The organism is Ruegeria sp. HKCCA5463 (assembly GCF_013034175.1).
GTDB lineage: Bacteria > Pseudomonadota > Alphaproteobacteria > Rhodobacterales > Rhodobacteraceae > Ruegeria.
Window position 1 is genome coordinate 1 of the sequence record NZ_WQFL01000011.1, and the last position, 20,509, is coordinate 20,509.

General features: G+C 57.5%; 13 protein-coding genes and 1 pseudogene. 5 read left to right on the top strand and 9 right to left on the bottom strand.

Annotation, left to right across the window (positions count from 1 at the left end; all coding sequences use genetic code 11):
• Positions 1-124: pseudogene (locus GOW09_RS19025) on the top strand (IS5/IS1182 family transposase); the annotation flags it as partial.
• On the opposite strand, the gene GOW09_RS19030 reads toward GOW09_RS19025, so the two are convergent.
• Genes GOW09_RS19030 through GOW09_RS19050 form a run of 5 tightly spaced genes read right to left on the bottom strand, consistent with a single transcriptional unit; the run spans position 121 to position 5,884 of the window.
• Positions 121-1,137, bottom strand: a complete 1,017-nt coding sequence (locus GOW09_RS19030; RefSeq protein WP_152459696.1) for an Ldh family oxidoreductase — start codon at positions 1,135-1,137, stop codon at positions 121-123. The pseudogene GOW09_RS19025 and the gene GOW09_RS19030 overlap by 4 nt on opposite strands.
• An 11-nt stretch (positions 1,138-1,148) precedes the next feature.
• The gene (locus tag GOW09_RS19035) at positions 1,149-1,778 is read right to left on the bottom strand and encodes a DUF3726 domain-containing protein (RefSeq protein ID WP_171120079.1); all 630 of its coding nucleotides are present in this window, start codon (positions 1,776-1,778) and stop codon (positions 1,149-1,151) included.
• Positions 1,775-3,463: a hypothetical protein gene (locus GOW09_RS19040; protein ID WP_171120080.1), complete on the bottom strand. Its 1,689-nt coding sequence runs from the start codon at positions 3,461-3,463 to the stop codon at positions 1,775-1,777. Before GOW09_RS19040 ends, GOW09_RS19035 begins: the two co-directional genes overlap by 4 nt.
• A 4-nt stretch (positions 3,464-3,467) precedes the next feature.
• Entirely contained in the window at positions 3,468-4,442 is a 975-nt protein-coding gene (locus GOW09_RS19045) for a membrane dipeptidase (RefSeq protein ID WP_171120081.1), read from the bottom strand.
• On the bottom strand, positions 4,442-5,884 hold the full coding sequence (locus tag GOW09_RS19050) for an aldehyde dehydrogenase family protein (protein WP_171120082.1): 1,443 nt from the start codon (positions 5,882-5,884) through the stop codon (positions 4,442-4,444). The genes GOW09_RS19045 and GOW09_RS19050 overlap by 1 nt, the downstream gene beginning before the upstream one ends.
• A 121-nt stretch (positions 5,885-6,005) precedes the next feature.
• Between GOW09_RS19050 and GOW09_RS19055 the strand changes: the two genes are divergently transcribed.
• The 3 genes from GOW09_RS19055 (at position 6,006) to GOW09_RS19065 (ending at position 11,449) form a co-directional block, all read left to right on the top strand.
• Complete coding sequence (locus tag GOW09_RS19055; protein ID WP_371808061.1) at positions 6,006-6,881, top strand: LysR family transcriptional regulator; 876 nt, start codon at positions 6,006-6,008, stop codon at positions 6,879-6,881.
• Between the two features lie 108 nt (positions 6,882-6,989).
• A complete protein-coding gene (locus GOW09_RS19060) occupies positions 6,990-10,265 on the top strand; it encodes an adenylate/guanylate cyclase domain-containing protein (RefSeq protein ID WP_171120084.1) in 3,276 nt (1,091 codons plus the stop codon).
• Between the two features lie 20 nt (positions 10,266-10,285).
• Positions 10,286-11,449 carry a hypothetical protein gene (locus GOW09_RS19065; protein ID WP_171120085.1) on the top strand — a complete coding sequence of 388 codons (1,164 nt, stop codon included), beginning with the start codon at positions 10,286-10,288 and terminating at the stop codon, positions 11,447-11,449.
• On the opposite strand, the gene GOW09_RS19070 is transcribed toward GOW09_RS19065, so the two are convergent.
• A complete protein-coding gene (locus tag GOW09_RS19070) occupies positions 11,446-15,045 on the bottom strand; it encodes a flavoprotein (RefSeq protein ID WP_171120086.1) in 3,600 nt (1,199 codons plus the stop codon). The two genes, GOW09_RS19065 and GOW09_RS19070, sit on opposite strands and share 4 nt — an antisense overlap.
• A 331-nt stretch (positions 15,046-15,376) precedes the next feature.
• The gene (locus GOW09_RS19075; protein ID WP_171120087.1) at positions 15,377-16,954 is read right to left on the bottom strand and encodes a DUF5928 domain-containing protein; all 1,578 of its coding nucleotides are present in this window, start codon (positions 16,952-16,954) and stop codon (positions 15,377-15,379) included.
• A gap of 143 nt (positions 16,955-17,097) precedes the next feature.
• Here GOW09_RS19075 and GOW09_RS19080 point away from each other — a divergent pair, with 143 nt between their 5' ends.
• Positions 17,098-17,916: a sulfotransferase family protein gene (locus GOW09_RS19080; protein ID WP_152459706.1), complete on the top strand. Its 819-nt coding sequence runs from the start codon at positions 17,098-17,100 to the stop codon at positions 17,914-17,916.
• Between the two features lie 156 nt (positions 17,917-18,072).
• Here GOW09_RS19080 and GOW09_RS19085 read toward each other — a convergent pair whose 3' ends face one another.
• Both GOW09_RS19085 and ilvD read right to left on the bottom strand, forming a co-directional pair.
• The gene (locus GOW09_RS19085; RefSeq protein WP_171120088.1) at positions 18,073-18,525 is read right to left on the bottom strand and encodes an NUDIX hydrolase; all 453 of its coding nucleotides are present in this window, start codon (positions 18,523-18,525) and stop codon (positions 18,073-18,075) included.
• A gap of 104 nt (positions 18,526-18,629) precedes the next feature.
• On the bottom strand, positions 18,630-20,462 hold the full coding sequence (gene ilvD, locus GOW09_RS19090) for a dihydroxy-acid dehydratase (protein WP_171120089.1): 1,833 nt from the start codon (positions 20,460-20,462) through the stop codon (positions 18,630-18,632).
• Positions 20,463-20,509: the final 47 nt, after the last annotated feature.

The window sequence follows — 20,509 nt, forward strand, 5'->3', positions numbered from 1 at the left end:
TATGTTTGGCAGGCTTAGGGATTGGAGGCGCGTGGCGACACGCTATGACCGTTGTTCCAAGGTCTTCCTATCAGCCATCGCACTCGTAGCAAACCTCATCTACTGGTTATGGGTCCTGACCTAGCCTGAGCCCAAAATTGCTTCAATCTTTGACAGGGTTGCGGAGTTCACTGCAACTCCCGCTTTGCTTGACGAAAGCCGGCTCTTGCGGCGGCCATCACCTGGCAGATGCGCGCCGTCCTGAGATCTGATCGACTCAACCAGAGTTGCCATGGCGTTTGAAAACAAACCTGCGGACGACGCCACGGGATCAATCGCAATGAAAAACTGCCCCGTTTTCGGGGGGCCACCGGCCGTTCCGGAAAAAGGCGATGCGTTCAACCCAAGTGTCGATCCAGTAAGGGCTGCGGCCATGACTTCGGTCAGCAAAGCAACACCCACGCCCTTGTAGCCGCCCGAGGGGGCCATGCTGCCTTTCAGTCCAACGTCAGGATCCGTTGTAGGGTTGCCGTCAGCGTCCAGCGCCCATCCGACGGGAATGGCCTTGCCTTCCCTTGCATGCTTCATCACTTCGCTTTTGGCGATGGTGCTGGCGCTCTGATCTATCAGCAGTGCGGGTTGACCATCTGTTCCCGGTGCAGCGATCGAGAACGGATTGGTCCCAACGACAGGTTTCGATCCGCCCGAAGGTGCGATGGATGCTGGCGCATTGGTGAACCCCAATCCGACCAGCCCTGCCTGGGCCAGCCGATACGTGTGATAGCCCAGCACACCGCAATTGTAGCTGTTTGTAATCGCCAATGCGGCGATGCCCTGTTCCTGTGCCGCAGGGATCAGCGCCTCGAAACCCAGATCAATGGCCGAATGTGCAAACCCGGTTTTGGCATCGACGCGGATGAGGCCCGGACGCGGGGTTTCAAGGGCAGGTTTTGCCTGACCGTCGACCTTGCCGCATTGAACATGCTCGCAATAGATCGGGATATACGCCAGCCCATGGCTGGCCACGCCGTCCGCTTCGGTCGCGGCTGTGGCAACAGCCAAAGGGCGCGCGTTTTCTTCGCTTGTGCCGGCGGCAACCAGCGCATTGAATGACAGCTCTTCGATTTCGGCAAGCGAGAGGGTTCTGGTTTCGGTCATCGGGTGGTCCTTCAATCGTTGTCTGACAAGCCTGAACCAGCGCCAAGCAGTCGGGATTCTTCAGTTGCGGGGGCATAGGTGCGATGCGCCACAGTGTTGAGGAATTGCCACGCCCCCGGATCCGGGTCAGCGCGGCTGTGCATGGAACGGGTGGGTCTGATGCGGCCGGTTTCGGTTATCCCGACGCGATTTGCCCTCTCCATTCCGAAATCGCCACAGCTGAGATGAACACCATCAGTGGTCGCTGAAACCCCGTCCAATGTGATTTCCAAAGTCGATTTCCGCTTTTTCGCCATGGTGGCGACAAAGGGCAGCAACAGAAGAGGAGCGGCAACATTGGAAATCAGAACTTTGCCTTGCGACAGGGCGTCCGGGAAATCTGATAATGCCGATCCGGTCATAAGGGGACACAGATCCCGGGCGCCGGACCACATGCCGTCCCGGGCCTCTGGGATGTGATGTTCCAGGTGCGGCGCAAATTTCTGCTTAAGCAACTGGGCCAGGATCGCAGGCCCGTCAAACCCCTGGACGCACAGCCATCGGGTTGCTTTCGCGGCTTCCTCCGCCACACCCCAGGCATATCCAGCCCCACGGGTTGCGCGTTTGGCGGTGGCTTCCACTTCGTTCAACGAGAAGGTCATTGCGCAACCTCCGGATAAACCCAAAGATCGGCGTTCGCGGTGTTCAGCTCTTCCGGGTGGGGCGCGCCCGCATACATGCAGATACGCACCCACCGATCCGAACGCGGGTCGAAATGCGTCGCCCCAAAGAAGGACAGTTTGGCGCGCAGCATATCAATGGGCATCACCTGCGCGCTGATCGTGTTGTCTCGAATTTCACCGTAGGGTGCGATACGGCTGACTTGCGCGCGGCGCACGCTGTGGCGGTGTCCCGGATGGCGCAACAGAAACTCTGCTATTGGAGCGTCATCAGGCCAGTTCTGCAACGCTTCGAAAGCCAAGGTTGCATCCCGCGCCGGTGCAAGAGGTTGTTCATAGTCCGAGATCGGCTCCTCGAACCGCTCCCCCAGCCGGGGTTCCAGCTTTTCTTCGGATATGTACCAGGCCCGCGCGCAGTTTTCGGCGGCGGCCCAATCAAGGTTCAAAGCCCAGTCAAAGCTGTTCCGGATCAACGCACGCACCGCTGATACCGGCATTGTCCCATCAATCACCTGTGCAGAGGCGTTGGTGTCTGCCATGCAGCTCGCAAGCCCGTCAACAAGCGCGCCGTAAGGTTCAAGGATCAAAGAGGCCAGCAGCTCCTGACCTTCTTCTGTCAGCGCGGTTTCGGACCAAAGGATCAGACGGTTCCAGGGGTGATCCTGTGTCAGATCATCCTTGGCCAGGTATTTTTCGATTTCTTGCAGATCCGAATTCAACGCCGCCAGCTTTTCCATCTGCACCGGGTGTTCAGATCGCCACCAGGCGATTGACTGTTTGCAGCGTGCAAAGACATCGCAAAAGACACGTGCCTCATCCGCCGAAGCCACATCAATGGACCGAACGCGCGAGATCGCCTCCTCGCGCACCATGATCCAGTTGTTGAACAGTACCGGGTGATTGACGATGAACGGCGCCATACCCAGGCCGGTCGAATTCCCGATGCCCAGCCAGCGCGCGATGTCCGGATCAAGCTCTGCGGTCTGGTCTTGGCCTTTGACCCGAGCCATGTGCTGTACCAGATCGCGCACAAAGGCGCGGGTCAGATAGACCGACAGCATCTCGATCTGGAACGGACCGCTGACTTCGGCCCGGCCGGCTGTCTTTTCGCGGTCCGCCGCGCCGAATTTGCCCGAACCATAAACGGCCGTGGTCCGCATCAGATAGCCGACCTTGTATATCTGTTCGAGGTCGGGTTGCTGCCCCGCAGCAAGCTGATCCACCACATGAGCCCAAAGCCGCACGGAACGGTTCGCCCGCGACAGGGACAGTTCGGCTTCGCTGACGCGTCCGGCTTCTTGCAACGGAACATTCTGCGACAGACGGTCGATATCCTCCGCCGTTGGAATGCCGTCAAACAAGGTAAAGGTGGCATCCCAGGCCTCGGCAATCACCCGGTCCGATCGTTGATCGGGTGGCAGGTCATGGGCAAAGGCGACCAGCGAATAGGCCCGATCGGGGCCTTGCGCGGTATAGACCGCATGGCCCACACCCTTGTTGTCAATTTCGAACGCGGGGCGCGAAAAGCTCCAGTTTTCTTCGGCCATGCGACGCGTCAGCTGCCGCATAAAGCTAAGCCGACATTGGTGCAACGATCCCAAACGTGACAGCCGCATGACCGTGGATGGGTCACGTCTGGCGATCTCTGTCTGCGCGTGTGGTTCCATTTGGTTACCTTTGTGGGACGAAGTTCTCGGCAAAGAACCGATACCAGTTCCCGCCCATGATCCCGGCCACTTCGTCATCGTTCAGGCCGGTCGCGCTTAACCCTTTTTCGATGTTGCCAAAGTCCCGGTTGTCCTGGAACCAACCCGGCATCGGTGGGAATCCCGGCGCCGAGGCCGAGCCTTCGCCATAGTCGATCTCTTTTGTCCAACGCCCCACACGCATCCATTCCACGACGCTGTCGGGCTGATCCTGACACAGGTCGGTGCCGATCCCCAGATGTTCGGCCCCGTATTTGTCGGCAGTGCGGGCGATCATTTCGCAAAAGCTCTCCAGCGTGCAATCGGACTTGTCTTTCAGGTGGTGAGGGTAGACCGAAAAGCCCAGCATCCCACCTTTTTCCGTTACCGCGCGGATGACGTCATCCCGCTTGTTGCGCAGGGCCGGGGACCATTCGTGCGGATTGGCGTGTGTAATCGCGATGGGCCGGTCCGAGATTTCAGCCGCCTCGATCGTGGAACGGTCCGCCGAATGGCTCATGTCGACCACAAGGCCCACGCGGTTCATCTCTTTGATGACCTGCTTGCCCATGCGGGTGATGCCGGTGTCTTCGGCCTCGTAGCAACCGGTCGCCAGCAGGGATTGGTTGTTGTAGGTCAGTTGCATGAACCGCGCGCCCAGATCGTGCAGGATTTCGACCAGCCCGATATCGTCTTCAATGGGCGACGGGTTCTGAAACCCGAAAAACACGGCGGTTCGGTCCGTTTTACGGGCCGTGTCGATATCGCTGACCCAGCGGCCTTTCATGATCAGATCCGGGTATTGCTCGAACCAGCGGTTCCATTTCTCGAAATTCAGAACCGTTTCGCGGAAATTCTCATGATATGCGATGGTGACGTGGATCGCGTCCACGCCCCCTTCGCGCAACTGGCGGAAGATCTTTTCCGACCAGTTGGCATATTGCAGGCCATCGATCCGCATCAGACGGGGCCTGCGCTGATATAGGCGGTTTTGACGGTCGTATAGAATTCAGCCGCCGCCTTTCCCTGTTCGCGGGGTCCGTACGAGCTGTCGCCCCGGCCACCGAAAGGCACGTGGTAATCGGTGCCAGCGGTGGGCAGGTTGACCGTCACAACACCGGTGCGCGCGTTGCGGCGGAAATGCGTGGCGCGGGCCAGCGATTTGGTCACGATGCCCGAGGTCAGGCCGAAATTGGTGTCGTTCACAACGCTCAGCGCCTCGTCATAGCTGCCGACCTTGATGACGCTGGTCAGCGGTGCGAACATTTCTTCGCGGTTGATGCGCATGTCGTTGGTGGTGTTCAGGAACACGCCCGGCGACATGTAGAAACCGTCATGGGGCATCTCCAGCCGCTGACCGCCACAGGCCAGCTCGGCGCCTTCGGTTTTGCCCAGTTCGACATAGGCAAGGTTTTCATTCAACTGCTGCTGGCTGACGACCGGACCCATCTGAACCCCGTCCTCCAGCGCGTGACCCACTTTCATTGCCTGCGCACCGGCAACCAATTTTTCGACAAAGGCATCATGGATGCCCGCGTGAACCACCAGACGCGACGAGGCGGTGCATTTCTGACCGGTGCCGCCAAAGGCCCCGCCCAGTGCCAGCGTCACCGCAAGATCCAGATCGGCGTCGTCCATGACAGTCAGCGCGTTTTTGGACCCCATTTCCATCTGCACCTTGGTCAGGTTCTGGATCGCCGCGGCGGCAATGCCTTTGCCCACGGGCACCGATCCGGTGAAGGAAATCGCATTAACCTTGGGGCTTTCCACAAGGCGCTGACCGATGGAACGGCCCGAGCCCATCACCAGGCTGAAAAGACCCTTGGGGATGTCTTGCCGCGCGATGATTTCGGTCAGGGCCACGGCCGAGGCAGGGGTGATGTTGGCGGGTTTCCAAACAACCGCGTTGCCATAGCAAAGCGCCGGGGCGATCTTCCACGAAGCCGTTGCGGTGGGGAAGTTCCACGGGCTGATGATGGCAACCACGCCAACAGCCTCGCGGCGCACGTCAACCTCGATGTCCGGGCGCACGGAATCGGCGTTTTCTCCGATCTGTCGCAGACATTCGGCCGCATAGTAGGTGAAGAACTGACCTGCGCGGTAAACCTCGCCCTTGCCCTCGGCCAGCGGTTTTCCTTCTTCACGGCTGAGCAGAGTGCCGAGCTCCTCGGCGCGGGCCATCAGTTCGTTGCCGATGGCGTTCAGCACGGCCTGCTTGCGCTCCAACCCATAAGCCGCCCATTCCACCTGGGCCGCGCGCGCCTGATCCAGCGTTGTCTCAAGCTGATCAGCACTGGCCTGCGCGAATATGCCGACCAGATCGCTCAGATCCGATGGGTTGCGGTTTTCGATTTCGCTTTCGCCGGCCAGCCATTCGCCGGCAATCAGATTCAGTTTGGTCACGTCAGGCCCCAAATTCGCAAATTTCAGTTTGCGAAAGAATGGAACTTGCCGGCGACATCAGTCAAACTCAAATAACTTTAGAAAACTTCAGAAAGATTGAAGCATGGCCGTGAAAGTGGAAATGCTGCGGTGCTTTTGCACTGTGGCCCAAACCGGAAACCTTGCCGAGGCAGCCAGCCGTTTGGGCCGCACGCAATCCGCGGTCTCAATGATGTTGAAACAATTCGAGGAGCATCTTGGAAAGAAACTGTTTGAAGGCGAACGGAAAAACCACCTTTCACCGCTGGGTCAGCAAGTTCTCGACCTCGCACTCAAACAGGTGCGGGATTTTGATCAGGCCGTTCAGAACATTGAACTGGCGGCACAGGCCGAGCATGGGCTGATCCGTATCGTATCGGTGCCGTCCGTGGGGGCGTTGGTCTTTCCTGCCCTGCTGGATCATATGACGTCTCGCTTTCCCGGCCTGAAGATCGAGCTGCGAGACGCCGATTCGCAGCAGGTTTTGGATGCGGTTGCCGGCGACACGTCTGATATTGGCATTGCGTCCGGCCATCATCCACTGAACGGGGTCAGTGCAGAGCCGCTGTTTCAGGACCGCTTTGGTTTGGTTGCGGCGTCGGATCATCCGCTGATGACACGGGCAGAACCGCCAGCCATTTCGGATCTGGTGGCTGAGCCTTTCGTTCGAAACGCCCTGTGTGACTTTATCGAGTCCGCGCCTTTCCGAGAGATTCTGGACGGGGCCGAGGTTACCATTCACAACACGCATTCCCTGATCACGACGGTCAGGGCAGGCCAATGGATCACGGTCCTGCCGCAGACCGTCGCGCAATTCATTCCGGACGCAGTCGCCTTTCGTCCGATTTCGGATTTGCCGGACAGGCGCGAGGTGTATCTTTATGTAAGGGAAAGAGCGCGATTTCGAGAAATCTCCGAGGCCTGCCGTTCATTTGTCCTGTCGAGCGGGTTTGGAAATGCAAGCCAGGTGAACGCATAAAAAATGGATTAACCCTGCTCAAAATCACGAATTAATTTGGTTTTTGCAGACACAGGCCCGCTGCCATGCTAGGCTCTCGCTTGAAGTGGGGGACTTCAGAGGGGCGATATGTCTCAAGACCTGAGGGGCTGGTTGAGCGCAAATGGATTAAACGAGTACGCGCAGGCCTTCATTGACAACAAGATCGACTTTTCCATTCTGCCAGATTTGACGGCAGAGGATCTGATCGAAATCGGTGTGACTGCTGTCGGCGATCGTCGGCGGCTTTTGCGTGCCATCGAGCAACTTGATTCCACCCACACCACGGCAGAGCCTGAACCAACGGCACCGCATGAACCCGCGCGGCGGCAGGTCACGGTGATGTTTGCTGACCTGACCGGGTTCACGAAAATTTCCAGCGAACTGGATGCCGAAGATCTGCACGCGCTGCTCAATCAGTTCTTCAGCAAAGTGGACAATGTGGTCGAAAAATACGGGGGTCGCATCGACAAGCATATTGGTGATGCGGTCATGGCTGTTTTCGGGGCGCCGGTCTCACATACCAACGACACCGAAAGGGCAGCACGCGCTGCGGCTGAAATTCACGCGGTTCTTCGGACGTTATCGCCGCCGCTTTCCTGCCATATCGGCATCTCTTCAGGTCAGGTCATTGCCAGTACAACCGGCAGCCAGTCACATACGGAATACACGGTGACAGGAGATGGCGTAAACTTGGCCTCCCGTCTCACGGACATATCAGCGGCAGGGGAAACGCTGGTCTCACATGACATTCAACGCGCGCTGGGTCCGTTGTTCGTGGGCGACTCCATCGGGGTCAAGGCGATCAAGGGGCTGAACGAACCAGTTGAGGTCTGGCGTCTGGACCGGCTGGCCAGGAACATTCGAACGAGACGGCACAAATTCATCGGGCGCGAGCGCGAGATGTCGATTTTCTCGGCCACGTTCGACCGGTGCCAGCGCCATGGCAAAGGAGAAGTTCATATCGTTCTGGGCGAACCCGGAATTGGAAAAACCCACCTGTCCGAGCAGGTGGCGGAACTGGCCACCAGCCTGTCCTACAAAATCCACAACGGCGCTGTGGTGGATTTCGGTGCGCGCGAAGGTCATTCAGCCATTCAGACCGTCGCCCGCAGCATTCTGGGACTTGAAGCGTTGGATGGGGCGGAAACAGGGGCGGCTGTCGCAAAAGACGCGATCAGCAGGGGCTGGGTCAGTCCTTCCAACGCCGCGCATCTCAATGCCTTGCTTGAGCTTGAGCAAGACCCGGGTCTGGCCGAGGTCTATGCCGTGATGGACAACAAGACCCGTCTGCGAGGACGGCGTCAGGTTCTTGAGGAACTGCTTTCGGCCAGCAGCCAGGAATCGCCCCTGCTTATTCAGATTGAGGACATCCACTGGGCGACCCCTGACATCCTGACGGCCTGTTCGCATATCGCCGCAGCGACGCGGAACATTCCCTGTGTGTTGATGATGTCCAGTCGGGCCGAAGGCGATCCGATCGACAGGGACTGGCAGATGGCGACGGACGGCGCGCTGGTGTCAAAGCTGGAACTGGCGCCAATGGGAGAGGAGCATGTCAGACAACTGGTCGAAGAGTTCCGGGCCATCGATCAGGATTTGCTGGAGACATGTGTCCAACGGGCGGGCGGCAACCCGTTGTTTCTGGAACAGCTGTTGCGCAACACAGACGTACTCAAGCAGGAAAGTGTGCCCGGAAGTATTCAGGGTATCGTCCAGTCGCGATTGGATGCGTTGGATCGCGCCAGTCGAACCGCCCTTCAGGCCGCATCGGTTCTGGGGCAAAGGTTCTCGCCCGAAGTTCTGAATTTCGTTCTGGGCGAAGGACATCTGGATACGAGTAACCTGATCCGGTCGGCGCTGATCCGAGAGGCCGGACCTGATCTCATGTTTGCCCACGCGCTGATCCGGGACGGGTCCTATGCTACTTTGGTCAAATCCGAACGGGCCCGTCTGCATCGACAGGCGGCTCAGTGGTTCGAGGATCGAGACGCCACCTTGCGCGCCCAGCATCTGGACCGGGCCGGGGCCAATAACGCAGCGCAAGCCTATCTGGAGGCTGCGGATAAATTGATCCAAGCTTTCCGGTTCGACGATGCCAGCCCGCTGATCGAGCGTGCTTTGGAATTGCCGTCCCCGGCGGGTGTCCGATTTGACCTGCTGTGCGCGCGGGGCGAAACGCATCGGTTGCAGGGGTTGTCAAACGAAGCTTTGGACGAGTTCAAGGACGCGGCCAGTTTGGCGGAAACCGATGAACAAATCGCCCGGGCCCATATCGGGCTTGCGCAGGCGGCGCGGCAAGCAAGCCTGTATCAGGACGCGCTGGAAGCGCTCGACATTGCCGAGGCAGCAGCACAGCGCTGCGGGTCTGAGGAAGATGAGGCCCAGATAAGCTATGTGCGCGGCAACGTCTACTTCCCGCTGGGACGGAACAAAGAAGCGCTGAAGGCCAACGAGCGGGCGCTCTTGCTTGCCCGCAAGCTGGAATCCCCGCGCCTTGAAGTTGGGGCGCTGAGTGGGTTTGGCGACGCCAATTTCATGAAAGCCTCGATGAAGACGGCGGCGGGGTTCTATACCCAAGCCGCTGAACGGGCGCGCGAAAAAGGGCTGGTTCGAGACCTTGCGGCCAATCTGCACAATCTCAGCGTGGCGCGCAGCTATACTGGGGATGTCGGTCAGGGCCGAGCAGATGCCAATGAGGCGATTGAAATCTCGCAGACGTATTTTGCCTTCGTTCCGGAATGTGTTGCGCAAACATGTCTTGGTGTGGCCGAAACCTTTCTGGGCAGCCTCGACCGTGCGCTTGAAGCCTTTGGCGTCTCTGCCGAAATTGCCGAGCGCGTGGGCGCAAAACGCCTTGAAGCGCAGGCGTTGGAACATCTGGCCAGAACGCAGGTTTATGCCGGCCAGGCAGTGCGCGCACGTGAAACCGGTCTGCGAGCGGTCGAAATCGCGCTTGAACACGGCCGGAACTTTGTTGGACCCAAGGCCCTTTCAGCCCTGGCGATGGCCGAAACGGACCCGGATGAGCAAACGCGCCTTTTGAAACTGGGTTCTGAGATCATCGCCGAGGGATGTGTTGGCCACAGTCATCTGCACTTTTTTCCCGATGCCAGCGCCGTCATGCTGGCGCGTGGTGATTGGGATGCCGCACTTGAATATGCGGAAGGCCTTGCCGCGTTCACTAGGAACGAGCCGTTGCCGATGGTTGACCTGTCCATTCGTCAAACACGGCTGTTGGCCGAGAGCGGAAGGCAGAATATTCCACCGTCACAGCATAGCGGTTTTGCCGGTATGACCGAGCATTTTGCCACGATGGGAATTACCCAATCCTTGCTGGGCCGCGCGGATTTTCTGACGGGTTAGGCGGCAGGGCAGGAGGCTGAATGAGCGTCGAAAGAAAGGTGTGGCTTATCTCGGGTTTGCTGACCTTTGGGTTGGCCGCTTTGTTGCTCAAGCTTTGGATCGAACTGAACCATTTCGAAGGAGACCCGACACAACTGCCTGATCAGGCTGCGGTAGATGCATATCTGTGCAAGCTGGACGTTGCACCGGACTACCGTTTGAGAACGGGGATTTTCATAAAGTCTTTCAGCTTTCTTGGCGCCAGCGATATACAGCTTACCGGCTATATCTGGCAGCACTACAAAGCAGGTGAACATGATGCGATCATTCCTGCCGAAGGTGAGGCTGGGTTTCTTCTACCCGAAGCGGTCGATTCGGCAAACGGCCTTATCGAGCAGGCCTATCGGTTGCCGCAACCCGACGGCGTTTTGATTGGTTGGTATTTCGAACAAACTCTGCGCCAGAGCTTCGACTACACCAGTTACCCCTTCGATCACAAAACGGTTTGGGTACGATTCTGGCCGGCCCCTTTTGAGGTCAATGTCGCGCTGGTGCCCGACTTTGAGGCTTATCCGGCGACCGGACCGGATGACATCTTTGGGATCGACAACCGGATCGTGATGGGCACGTGGGAGCGTGAAAACACCTATTTCGATTACAAGCTGTCAAATCTGGATACGACGCTGGGCATACGACAGAACGCATACCAAACCAACGCGCCCGAGTTGCATTACAACTTCGTCATCAAACGCAATTTTGCAAACGCGTTCATCGTTCACATGATCCCGTTGCTGGTCGTGGTGATGCTGCTGTTCGGTGCGGTCATGACCGTCACGCGCCGCGAGGGCCTGGTGGAGCGACATGACTTCAGCACGTCCAGCGTGATCGGCACCTGTTCGGTTCTGTTCTTCGTGATCCTGCTGGCCCATGTGCAACTGCGCGAAGGATTCGCCGGATCGCCCGTGATCTACATGGAGTCGTTCTTTTTCCTTATGTACTTCATGCTGTTGGCAGTTTCGATCAACACGTACCTTTTCGCCTCAGAGGCGGTGCCGTCGCTGTGGATCATCCACTATCGGGACAACCTGATTCCAAAGGCCAGTTTCTGGCCTTTCGTGCTGCTGTGCATGGTAGCGATCACGGCCTATAATCTCAGCATCAAGAACAGTTCCGAACCGCCACCGATCAGCACGCAAGAATGCTAGACCACGGGTTCAAACCCGGGTTTGGGTTCGCCCTGCGCCATATCCAGCGTGTAGTCGCTCACCACTTCGGATGTACCCTCGCGCCAGCTTTTCAGATATTTTTCCGGATCCGCGATCACATAGGCATATGCGGGTTTCATCGCCCCGTCGATGACGACGTTGATTTTCTTGCGCACATAGACATTCTCGGGTGAGCCGGGGCCGTGATACCCTTCCAGCCTGTCCAGTTCGCGGAGACCGGATTCGGTGACACGGTAGACCTCTCCACCCACTTGCTTGCCCATCCCCTGCTGATCCACAAGGGTTGCCATGCGATGCAGATACCCACAGTTGGGATTGTCGCAGAATGGTTCCTTCGGGATGATCAGGGGCATTGGTTGCCGGGTGCGCGCCGTTCCCACGAATTCATTCAGGACCGCGCTGTGTGCGTCATGATTGGGGAACCCCTGCTTCAGTGATCCATAGGTGAAATACAGGTAAGAGGGTTCGTTCACCGCCACGAAGCTTTCGTCACGCCCCTGTTCGGGGTCTGCCATCTTCAGATTGTGATCTTGCGCCCAGGCGTCCAGCATGGAACGGATTTCCGGTTCGATCTGCATGCCCTGAACGAATTCGATGCACGGGGTCGCATCCATGTCTTCAGCCCGCAGCAGGATTTCCACCATCTTCGGTGCCTTGTTCATCACCGCCACATGCAATGCGGTGAACCCGTGATCGTTGACAATGTTGACGTCGATATCCCTGTCGATCAGGTCTTGGGCGGCCTCATAATCCGGCTTGCCCAGATCATGGCCGCTTTCGCCCAGTTCGCCTTCACCGCCCGCTGCATAGTGCAACAGTGAATCTCCATGGGCCTCGTCCACGATGTTGACGCCGACCACGCCTTCGTCGATGGCGCGGAACACGCGCTTCCATTCGTTGATGTCATCGGCGGCAGCGGCCTCGCGCGCCCATTTGCAGACGCGATACTTCTGGTCGTCCAATTCCTCGAACGCATCCGCCAAAGCTTCCATGATCTGGTCCGGCGTTGCCATCATGCCGATGCCCATCCGGCCGTTCGACAGGCGGCCTTCGCGCGGTCCCACGAAATCGACCCCAAGCGTCTTAAGCTTGTCGACGTTGTTCTGCGTGGTGATATTGTTCCACATATTCGTATTGCACGCGGGGCAGAGGATCACGGGTTTCTTCTGGTATTGCCAGGCCACGAAGACCGAGGTCAAAAGATTGTCGGCGATGCCATTGGCAACTTTACCCATCGTGTTGCAGGTGATGGGGGCCACTATGACGCAATCTGCCCAGTCACACAGTGCCAGATGCGAGGCGCGCACCGGCATGTCGAAATTCAAATAGCGGAAATTCCACTCGTCATCGTCGCGGTAATAGTCATTGTGGGTGATTTTGGCGTCGATCCGTTCGGCACCGAAATCCCGAAAGAACTTCTCGGCCGAAACAGACGGGATCAGTTTCACGTTATGCCCCGCGTCGACAATACGTTCGACAAGCTCGGGGATCTTGTCCGCCGCCGACGACCCGCAGGCGCAGAGCAATACGTTTCGCTTTCCGGCGTTCACTTGATTCATCACCCCCTTGGGGTAGCCGAACGGGTTCTTCTCAAGGCTTGGGGTTTCATTCAGTTCGGATACCGGCAGCCCTTCCTTGCGCATCCTGGCCTGCAATTCACCGGCCTGGATCATGTCTACGATGTCTTCCAGCTTTTCACTTTTGCTGATGCATTTCCCTTTGAAAAACAAATACGGCACGTCCGGTCTTTCGCCCAGCGTCACCAGTTGCCGCCGCATCCTGATCATATTGGGATCGCGCCCGCCCACGTCGATCTGCTTGACGGTTGTTGCCCCGATATTCGAAAGAATGCTGCGCAGCATATAGGACCACGGGTCCTCGTCCTCGTAGAACAGAACCATCGTATTGTGCTTGATGATGCTGGCAACATCGCTTGGGTTTTCGGGCGGTTCGACCTCTTCGATCACCAACAATGCAGGGTCTTCGAGATCCCGCAGACCACGGAAGATGTTGCTGCGCGGCGCTTGCCAGACCTGCGAGGTTGCCGGGCTCATATCGACTATGGTCACAACGTCTTCATCGTCGTCATAGTCTATGCACAGGCACCAGAACTCTTCGAGCAACGCAGTTTCCCGGAACACGTTGTCCGGCGGGCGGATCGCCTCAATCCCGGTGACGCGATTGAAGTCGATGTTGATCATCAGGTGGCGATTGCTGTCGGGGGTCAGGCTTTTCAACTGCGCCTTGAACCAGTCTTCGGGGGTTTGGATTGATTTGTCATCGCGAGTCTCAAAGCTCTGGAACGAGCTGCTCAGATGCAGGTTCTCGGATTGTCTGATATACTTTTCGACCATGTCGTGCATGTCTTTGGCGGTGGCGACCCGGCGGACAGTATCCGTGAACGACACCTGGGCCGCCCGCAGCAACTCGTCCTCGTCCACCCTGTAGTCGCCGTGAATGGCGAGGCTTTCCACCAAAACGCCGATCGAGTTCATGTTGGGCGTTGCCCGGCGGAACAGGTTGCGGCGTTTCTTGGGATCTTTCGACAGATAACGTGTGCTGTCGACGTAATTGCACCGCTGCTTGAAGGTCTTCAGGTGCGTCTTGACCGCGGCCCGTGCTGAAAACCGCAAAAGGCCGCGGGACCGCATCGAGGTTCCGTCACGATCCGACATGGCTTGCCACAACCTTTCGACGGTTGTCACCCAAAGCTTGCCGTATTTCTCAGGGTGCACATCCATCATATGCACCAGCCCCGTGCTTGGATTGCACTTGGCGATGACGGCAAAATGGCCGCCGGGCATAGTCTCGTTGCCATGGGCCAGACCGACCTGGAAATTAGCGACCAGAATGTCGTTGTCACCGCCCAGCCGGTTGGATTCGTCGATCGCCTCAAGCAGCAGCGGCACATTGGTTGTGTCTGCGTCCATGAAATAGGCCTGAACCTGAACCCTCTCGCGCAGCCCCTGCGTGTGAATGTAGGTGCAGGCGACGTCAAAAAGCTCGCCCAGCGAGATTCCGTCGTTCACGACAAAGGACGAGGGCAATGCGCATTCGCGGAAGATGTCATTCACTTCGCAGCTGAACCCCAGCGCCGACATGCTGAGAGCGGCCGCCGTGACACTGCAACAATTGATCGGCTGCTGAAAATTCTGCAACTGAACGCTGACCAGATCACCAAACATCGTTGCAAAACAGGGTTGCCGGACGCTCTCTGGTATCTGAAGCCAGTTCTGGCTGGATAGATACGCCAACCGGGTTCCATCCAGCGCAAGCGCTTCAAGGCTGACAGGGATATCCGAGATCTGAAGGTGTTCTTCATAGAAGTAATCACCGACATCCGCGCTGGCCAATGGTTTCCCGTTCTGGCGCAACTGAACCACGCCACGCAGCACGATATACATGCCGTTCGCTGGCAGAACCGCGTCTCCGGTCACCTCGATACATTCGAATTGTGGGTTGATGACGGCTGGGTCGGCGATCTGAGCCTTGCCCGGAAGAACATCATATATCATCTTCCAGTCTGCGTCGCTTGGGGTGTAAGGTCTGAATTTGGAAATTTGATCTATGGTCACAACTGTGTCCCCCCGGAGTTGCGTTGCAATATTTCAATCTTCGGTCAGCCAGTGCTTCTCGTTCTTCGAAGCTCGGACGCCGGTCATTCAGAATAAAAGACCTGCCTGTTTTCCGTGCGTGTTCCTGGCAAGGGCCGTGTTGCTGATAGAAAAAGTATGAACAAAATGGCCCAATTGGCTGCACAATATCCGATATTTGAATAAAAATCACGAGTGCAGTTGCAGCGGCTGCTGCTGCCTTGCGTGGCGGAACACTTGCCATCCGCGATTTGGATTGCGCAGGGCACAGGTGCCCAGTTTCAAGCACACAATCCGTGAAGGGCTTTGGGGATCAGTCGAGGAAAAGATAATCCAACTGCATGATGGCTTGGGCTTTGTCTTCACCAACCCCAAGAAACCTGGCAATAACCGCTTCGTTCTCGGCGCGCGGGGCCGTTTCCCGCAGGCGCAGGTAATTGTCCAGCCGGGCGGCACGGATCCGTTCGGATTCATAGCCCAGATCGTTGCGAAGGGTCGGCAGCAAGGAAGCAACGGTTTCCGTTGGACTGTTGTCTCCGGCCAGCCCGACGCGACGCGCGTGGCCGATCAGATAGTCGTCCGAGTATTCGCATTCGATCTCAAGCACGTGGGTTTTGGCCTGGTCGCCGCAGAAATCCTCGAGCGCGTCAAGATTGGCCGGGTCAAGGCACAGCACCAGCTGATCCGACCCGAAACTGTCGAACAACAGGCGCAGAACGGCGCGCCGGTGACGAGAGCGCTTGGTCAGTGTGGATTCGATCCCGCCCAGGTCCGGCAGCAACGTGTTTTCTTCGTTGAACAGGTATTCGACGCAAGGAATACCCGTTTCAGATGCGATCTGATCGACGAGACGTTTGGCGACATGCCATTTCTTGCAGACGATCACGAACAGTTCCCGTTCCGGGCCGAGTACGCTCCCGGCTTCCCAGAAGCGTTGTCCGAACCGGCGGCCGATACGCCCGCGGCCGGTGAGAAACGCATACAGATTGCGCCCCTCGTTCGAGATCGGGAAATCGACACCCTCACTTGCATAGAGCGAGCCGAGCCGGGCCTTCAACTCATGCGCCTCGGCGCTGATCTTGCGGGCGAACAAATAATCCTGGCCCAGCAACATGTCATAATGGTCATTGTAGAACGTGACCGGCATTCCATAGTCCGAGAACATCAGGAAGGTCGGCGTTCGGTTTTCAATCTCGTTTTTTGGGATCAGGTGACGCACCAGCGTCTGAAAGAAGGTTTCATCAGGGATCCACGTGGTCGAAAAAAAACGGATCACATCCCGGCGCTGACGCAGGAAATCCAGAATCATTTCGACGGTTCTACGACGCAGGCACCACCATTGGCTGCCAATCATCATCTGAATGTCCTGGGGGATGTCCCGCGTCAGACCGAGGCGCTTTTGCAATTCATAGGCGGCATAAAACAGCTTGGACTGCGTGCGCTCGTTGAAGTAGTGGCGATAGATCAGCCGGTCTTCCTTCATGCCGGTCTTGATCCAGTTGCTTTCAAAGAAATCGTGACTTTCGATGAAATCCTTGTCGTTATCGTCGAGGTAACGGTGCGTGTATTCAGCGGTTTTGATCGCCATGCAGTCACCCGACAGCATGTAGAAATGTGTGGCGCGCGGGAAATTTTCCACGGCGGCTTCCAGGGCGTTCAGCGTGGCCCGGACCAGCGACCATTCTCCCCAGCCGCATCTGACGCGTTTTTTTGCAAAGGTCACATTGGGGTTCTGATCCAGTGCGGAACGAATGCGCTCATAGGCTTCGGCGCTGGCGCTGGCGTCAAAATGGATGGCCATGCAATCGCCGACAGCGGTCAGTTGTTCGGCCTGTGCAATGATGGCTTCAGGGTCCTTGTGACACAGCAATATATAGGCGACTTTTGCCATTGAGATTACGCAATATCCGTTTCTGCCTGATTTCAACCGTGATACTGAGGATGAACGATTGAATAAACAGAATAATTTTGGTTCTTTGTAACCAAAAGCTGGCGTGTCGGATCGAGACCTGGCCAGCGGAGGAGGCACAGCAGATGGGGTTTCCCGGCACCTGGATGACCGAGAGCGAAAGCATGGTGTACCGCGTGGTGCCCAAATGTGCCTGCTCGACCATTGGTCAGATCATGTATTTCTCGGATCATGGTCAGTTCTTCGACGGTGATATCCATGATGCCAAGGACGGCATGCACAAATGGGCATTTGATCAGAGCCAGGAGCTGATCTCGAACAATGTGCGCAATCACGCGTCCTATTCGTTCACTTGCGTGCGCAATCCCTACACCCGCATCCTCAGCTCATTCTTTGACAAGATCTGTGGCATTCAGCGCAACGGCAAGAGATACCGCGGCAATCTGGTGCCGACGCTGATCTATAACTACGGGATCGAAGTGGGCGGCGACGACGGCAAGGGAGAGTTTGACCAGATCGCCAGCTTCCGCCGGTTTCTGCTGTTTGCACGTGATACGATCCGGTGGCGGCGCCCGATGGACCCGGACATTCACTGGTCTGCGATGTCAGGCCACGTGTCTACCTTCATCGTGAACGGCGGTCACTATGACCGTATTTTCTGGACAGAAGCGTTCAATGACGGGATGCAGGATGTTCTGGACAATGTCGAGCTGAAGCACCCGGTCAATTTGTCCGAAATCCCACGGTTCAATGAATCCGAAGGGCATGGGCCAAAACGTGCGCATCCGGTCGAGGACTACTTTGACGATCTGTCAATGCATCTGGTCTATGAGATCTACAAGCAGGATTTCGAGCTGTTCAAATACGACTTCGAAAACCCGGCGAACAAGATGCCGATCGGTGAAATCGATCTGGACGAAATCCACGCCAAATTGGGCGACTGACGGTGGGGGTGCTCCCGCCCGTCGTCGGTATTTCTTGCGAAACATCTCCTCCGGTTGGGCCCGGCGCCGCGCGTTGCGCGGCGCCGGGCCCAAGGCCAAACGTGGCATCAGCGAAGCTGATGGTGCGATTTGGGCGCGGGAGGGTCTTTTTGCGTTTCAGTCTGAGCTCAGGTGCTGTTTGAGACCGTTGGGAAAAAGCTGCGGTCCGTCACGTGTGCCCAGTTTGCGGATGTCGCGCCAACGGGCGGTGCAGATTACCCCGTTGTCTTCGCGGAACGTGATGGGTGCATCCGGCAATTCTGCTGGAATTGCAAGGCGCACGTCCGCAGCGAAAATGATCTCATGCCCAAACGATCCTTCGTGGGTGTAGATGTTTTCGAGCACCAGCGGCGCATCTGATACTTCGACATCAACTTGGAGTTCTTCACGAAACTCGCGTTTCAGCGCGACTTGCCAGGTCTCGCCAAACTCGATGCTTCCGCCAAGCGGGCGCACACCTTTCAACACGTTGTCGTCGTCACGAACATCTGCCACAAGCAGCCGGGGTCCCCGCCAAAGCAAGCCAATGGCTTTGACACGAATACTATTTTGTGGACGCCAGATAGTCATGTCTCAGCACCGGAACAGCTGATTGGACGGAAGAAGGCCCCGCTGATTTTGAATAGCGAGGCCTTTGAAGCTATTGCGGTTTTGATGATTTGAAAACCAATTCGTCAGACTTGACGCACAGCACCTTTCGCAGCGCTTGTCGTCAGCTTGGCATAGGCTTTGAGCGCAGTGGACACTTTACGTTTGCGCGGCGCGGCGGGCTCCCACCCTTTTGCGTCCTGTTCAGTGCGGCGGGCGGCCAGCTCTTCATCCGAAACCGCCAGATGAATGGTGCGGTTGGGGATGTCGATCTCGATCGTGTCGCCATTCTGAACCAGACCGATCTCACCGCCTTCGGCCGCTTCGGGTGATACATGTCCGATCGACAGGCCTGATGTGCCGCCCGAGAAACGGCCATCGGTCAGCAACGCGCAGGCTTTGCCAAGTCCTTTGGACTTCAGATATGACGTCGGATATAGCATTTCCTGCATCCCCGGGCCTCCGCGCGGGCCTTCATAGCGGATGACGACCACATCGCCTTCTTTCACCTTGCCCGTAAGAATGTCGTTGACCGCCTGATCCTGACTTTCGCACACGTAGGCCGAGCCGGTGAATTTCAGGATATTGGCGTCCACGCCAGCAGTTTTCACAATACAGCCGTCGCGGGCGATATTGCCGAACAGAACGGCCAGACCACCATCCTGGCTGAACGCGTGTTCTTTCGAACGAATCACGCCGCCTTCGCGGTCGGTGTCCAGTTCCTTGTACCGGTTGGACTGGCTGAACGCCTGTGTGGTGCGCACGCCGCCGGGGGCGGCCTTGAACAGCTCCTGCGCCTTTGGATTGTTGGCGACCTTGATGTCCCAGTTGGCGATCGCCTCGCCCATTGTGGCCGAATGTACCGTGTTGCATTCCTCGTGCAGCAGGCCTGCGCGGCTGAGCTCTCCGAGGATCGAGAAGATACCTCCGGCGCGGTGGACGTCTTCCATGTGCACATTTTCGGTGTTGGGCGCGACTTTGCACAGGCAGGGAACGCGGCGGCTCAGGCGGTCCATGTCGGACATGGTGAAATCAACGCCGCCCTCATGCGCGATGGCCAGCAGATGAAGCACCGTATTGGTGGACCCGCCCATGGCGATGTCGAGGCTCATGGCGTTTTCGAATGCTTCGAAGGTGGCAATCTCGCGTGGGAGAAAACCTTTTTCATCCAGATCGTAATGGCGCTTGGTGATCTCGACGATCCGGCGGCCTGCCTCAAGGAACAACTCTTTGCGGTCGGCATGTGTCGCCAGTGTCGAGCCGTTGCCCGGTAGGGCCAGGCCCAACGCTTCGGCCAGGCAGTTCATCGAGTTCGCAGTGAACATGCCAGAACAGGACCCGCAGGTCGGGCAGGCATTCTCTTCGATGTGTTGAACCTGTTCGTCGGTGAATCTGTCGTCCGCCGCGGCGACCATGGCGTCGACGAGGTCGATTTTCTTGGCATCCAGATCTGCGATATCGATCTTGCCGGCCTCCATCGGCCCGCCCGAAACAAATATAGCAGGGATGTTCAGGCGCATCGCGGCCATCAGCATGCCGGGGGTGATCTTGTCGCAATTCGAAATGCAGACCATGGCGTCGGCACAATGCGCGTTGACCATGTATTCGACCGAATCCGCAATGACTTCGCGCGAGGGCAGCGAATACAGCATCCCGTCATGGCCCATTGCGATGCCGTCATCCACCGCGATCGTGTTGAATTCTTTTGCAACGCCACCGGCGGCCTCGACCTCGCGCGCAACCATCTGACCCAGGTCCTTAAGGTGGACGTGACCGGGCACGAACTGGGTGAACGAGTTGACGATGGCAATGATCGGTTTGCCAAAATCATCGTCTCCCATGCCGGTGGCGCGCCAAAGGCCGCGTGCGCCAGCCATGTTGCGGCCATGGGTTGAGGTTCTGGATCGGTACAATGGCATGATGCTGTTTCCCTGTTGCCTCGGGTTGCATGTCTTGGGGTTCGTAC

Bases quoted from the DNA above. Each gene is read 5' to 3' on its own strand.
- GOW09_RS19055 (WP_371808061.1), top strand. From the start codon at position 6,006: ATGCTGCGGTGCTTTTGCACTGTGGCCCAAACCGGAAACCTTGCCGAG.
- GOW09_RS19035 (WP_171120079.1), bottom strand. From the start codon at position 1,778: ATGACCTTCTCGTTGAACGAAGTGGAAGCCACCGCCAAACGCGCAACC.
- GOW09_RS19080 (WP_152459706.1), top strand. From the start codon at position 17,098: ATGGGGTTTCCCGGCACCTGGATGACCGAGAGCGAAAGCATGGTGTAC.
- GOW09_RS19060 (WP_171120084.1), top strand. From the start codon at position 6,990: ATGTCTCAAGACCTGAGGGGCTGGTTGAGCGCAAATGGATTAAACGAG.
- GOW09_RS19040 (WP_171120080.1), bottom strand. From the start codon at position 3,463: ATGGAACCACACGCGCAGACAGAGATCGCCAGACGTGACCCATCCACG.
- GOW09_RS19030 (WP_152459696.1), bottom strand. From the start codon at position 1,137: ATGACCGAAACCAGAACCCTCTCGCTTGCCGAAATCGAAGAGCTGTCA.
- ilvD (WP_171120089.1), bottom strand. From the start codon at position 20,462: ATGCCATTGTACCGATCCAGAACCTCAACCCATGGCCGCAACATGGCT.
- GOW09_RS19075 (WP_171120087.1), bottom strand. From the start codon at position 16,954: ATGGCAAAAGTCGCCTATATATTGCTGTGTCACAAGGACCCTGAAGCC.
- GOW09_RS19045 (WP_171120081.1), bottom strand. From the start codon at position 4,442: ATGCGGATCGATGGCCTGCAATATGCCAACTGGTCGGAAAAGATCTTC.
- GOW09_RS19085 (WP_171120088.1), bottom strand. From the start codon at position 18,525: ATGACTATCTGGCGTCCACAAAATAGTATTCGTGTCAAAGCCATTGGC.
- GOW09_RS19065 (WP_171120085.1), top strand. From the start codon at position 10,286: ATGAGCGTCGAAAGAAAGGTGTGGCTTATCTCGGGTTTGCTGACCTTT.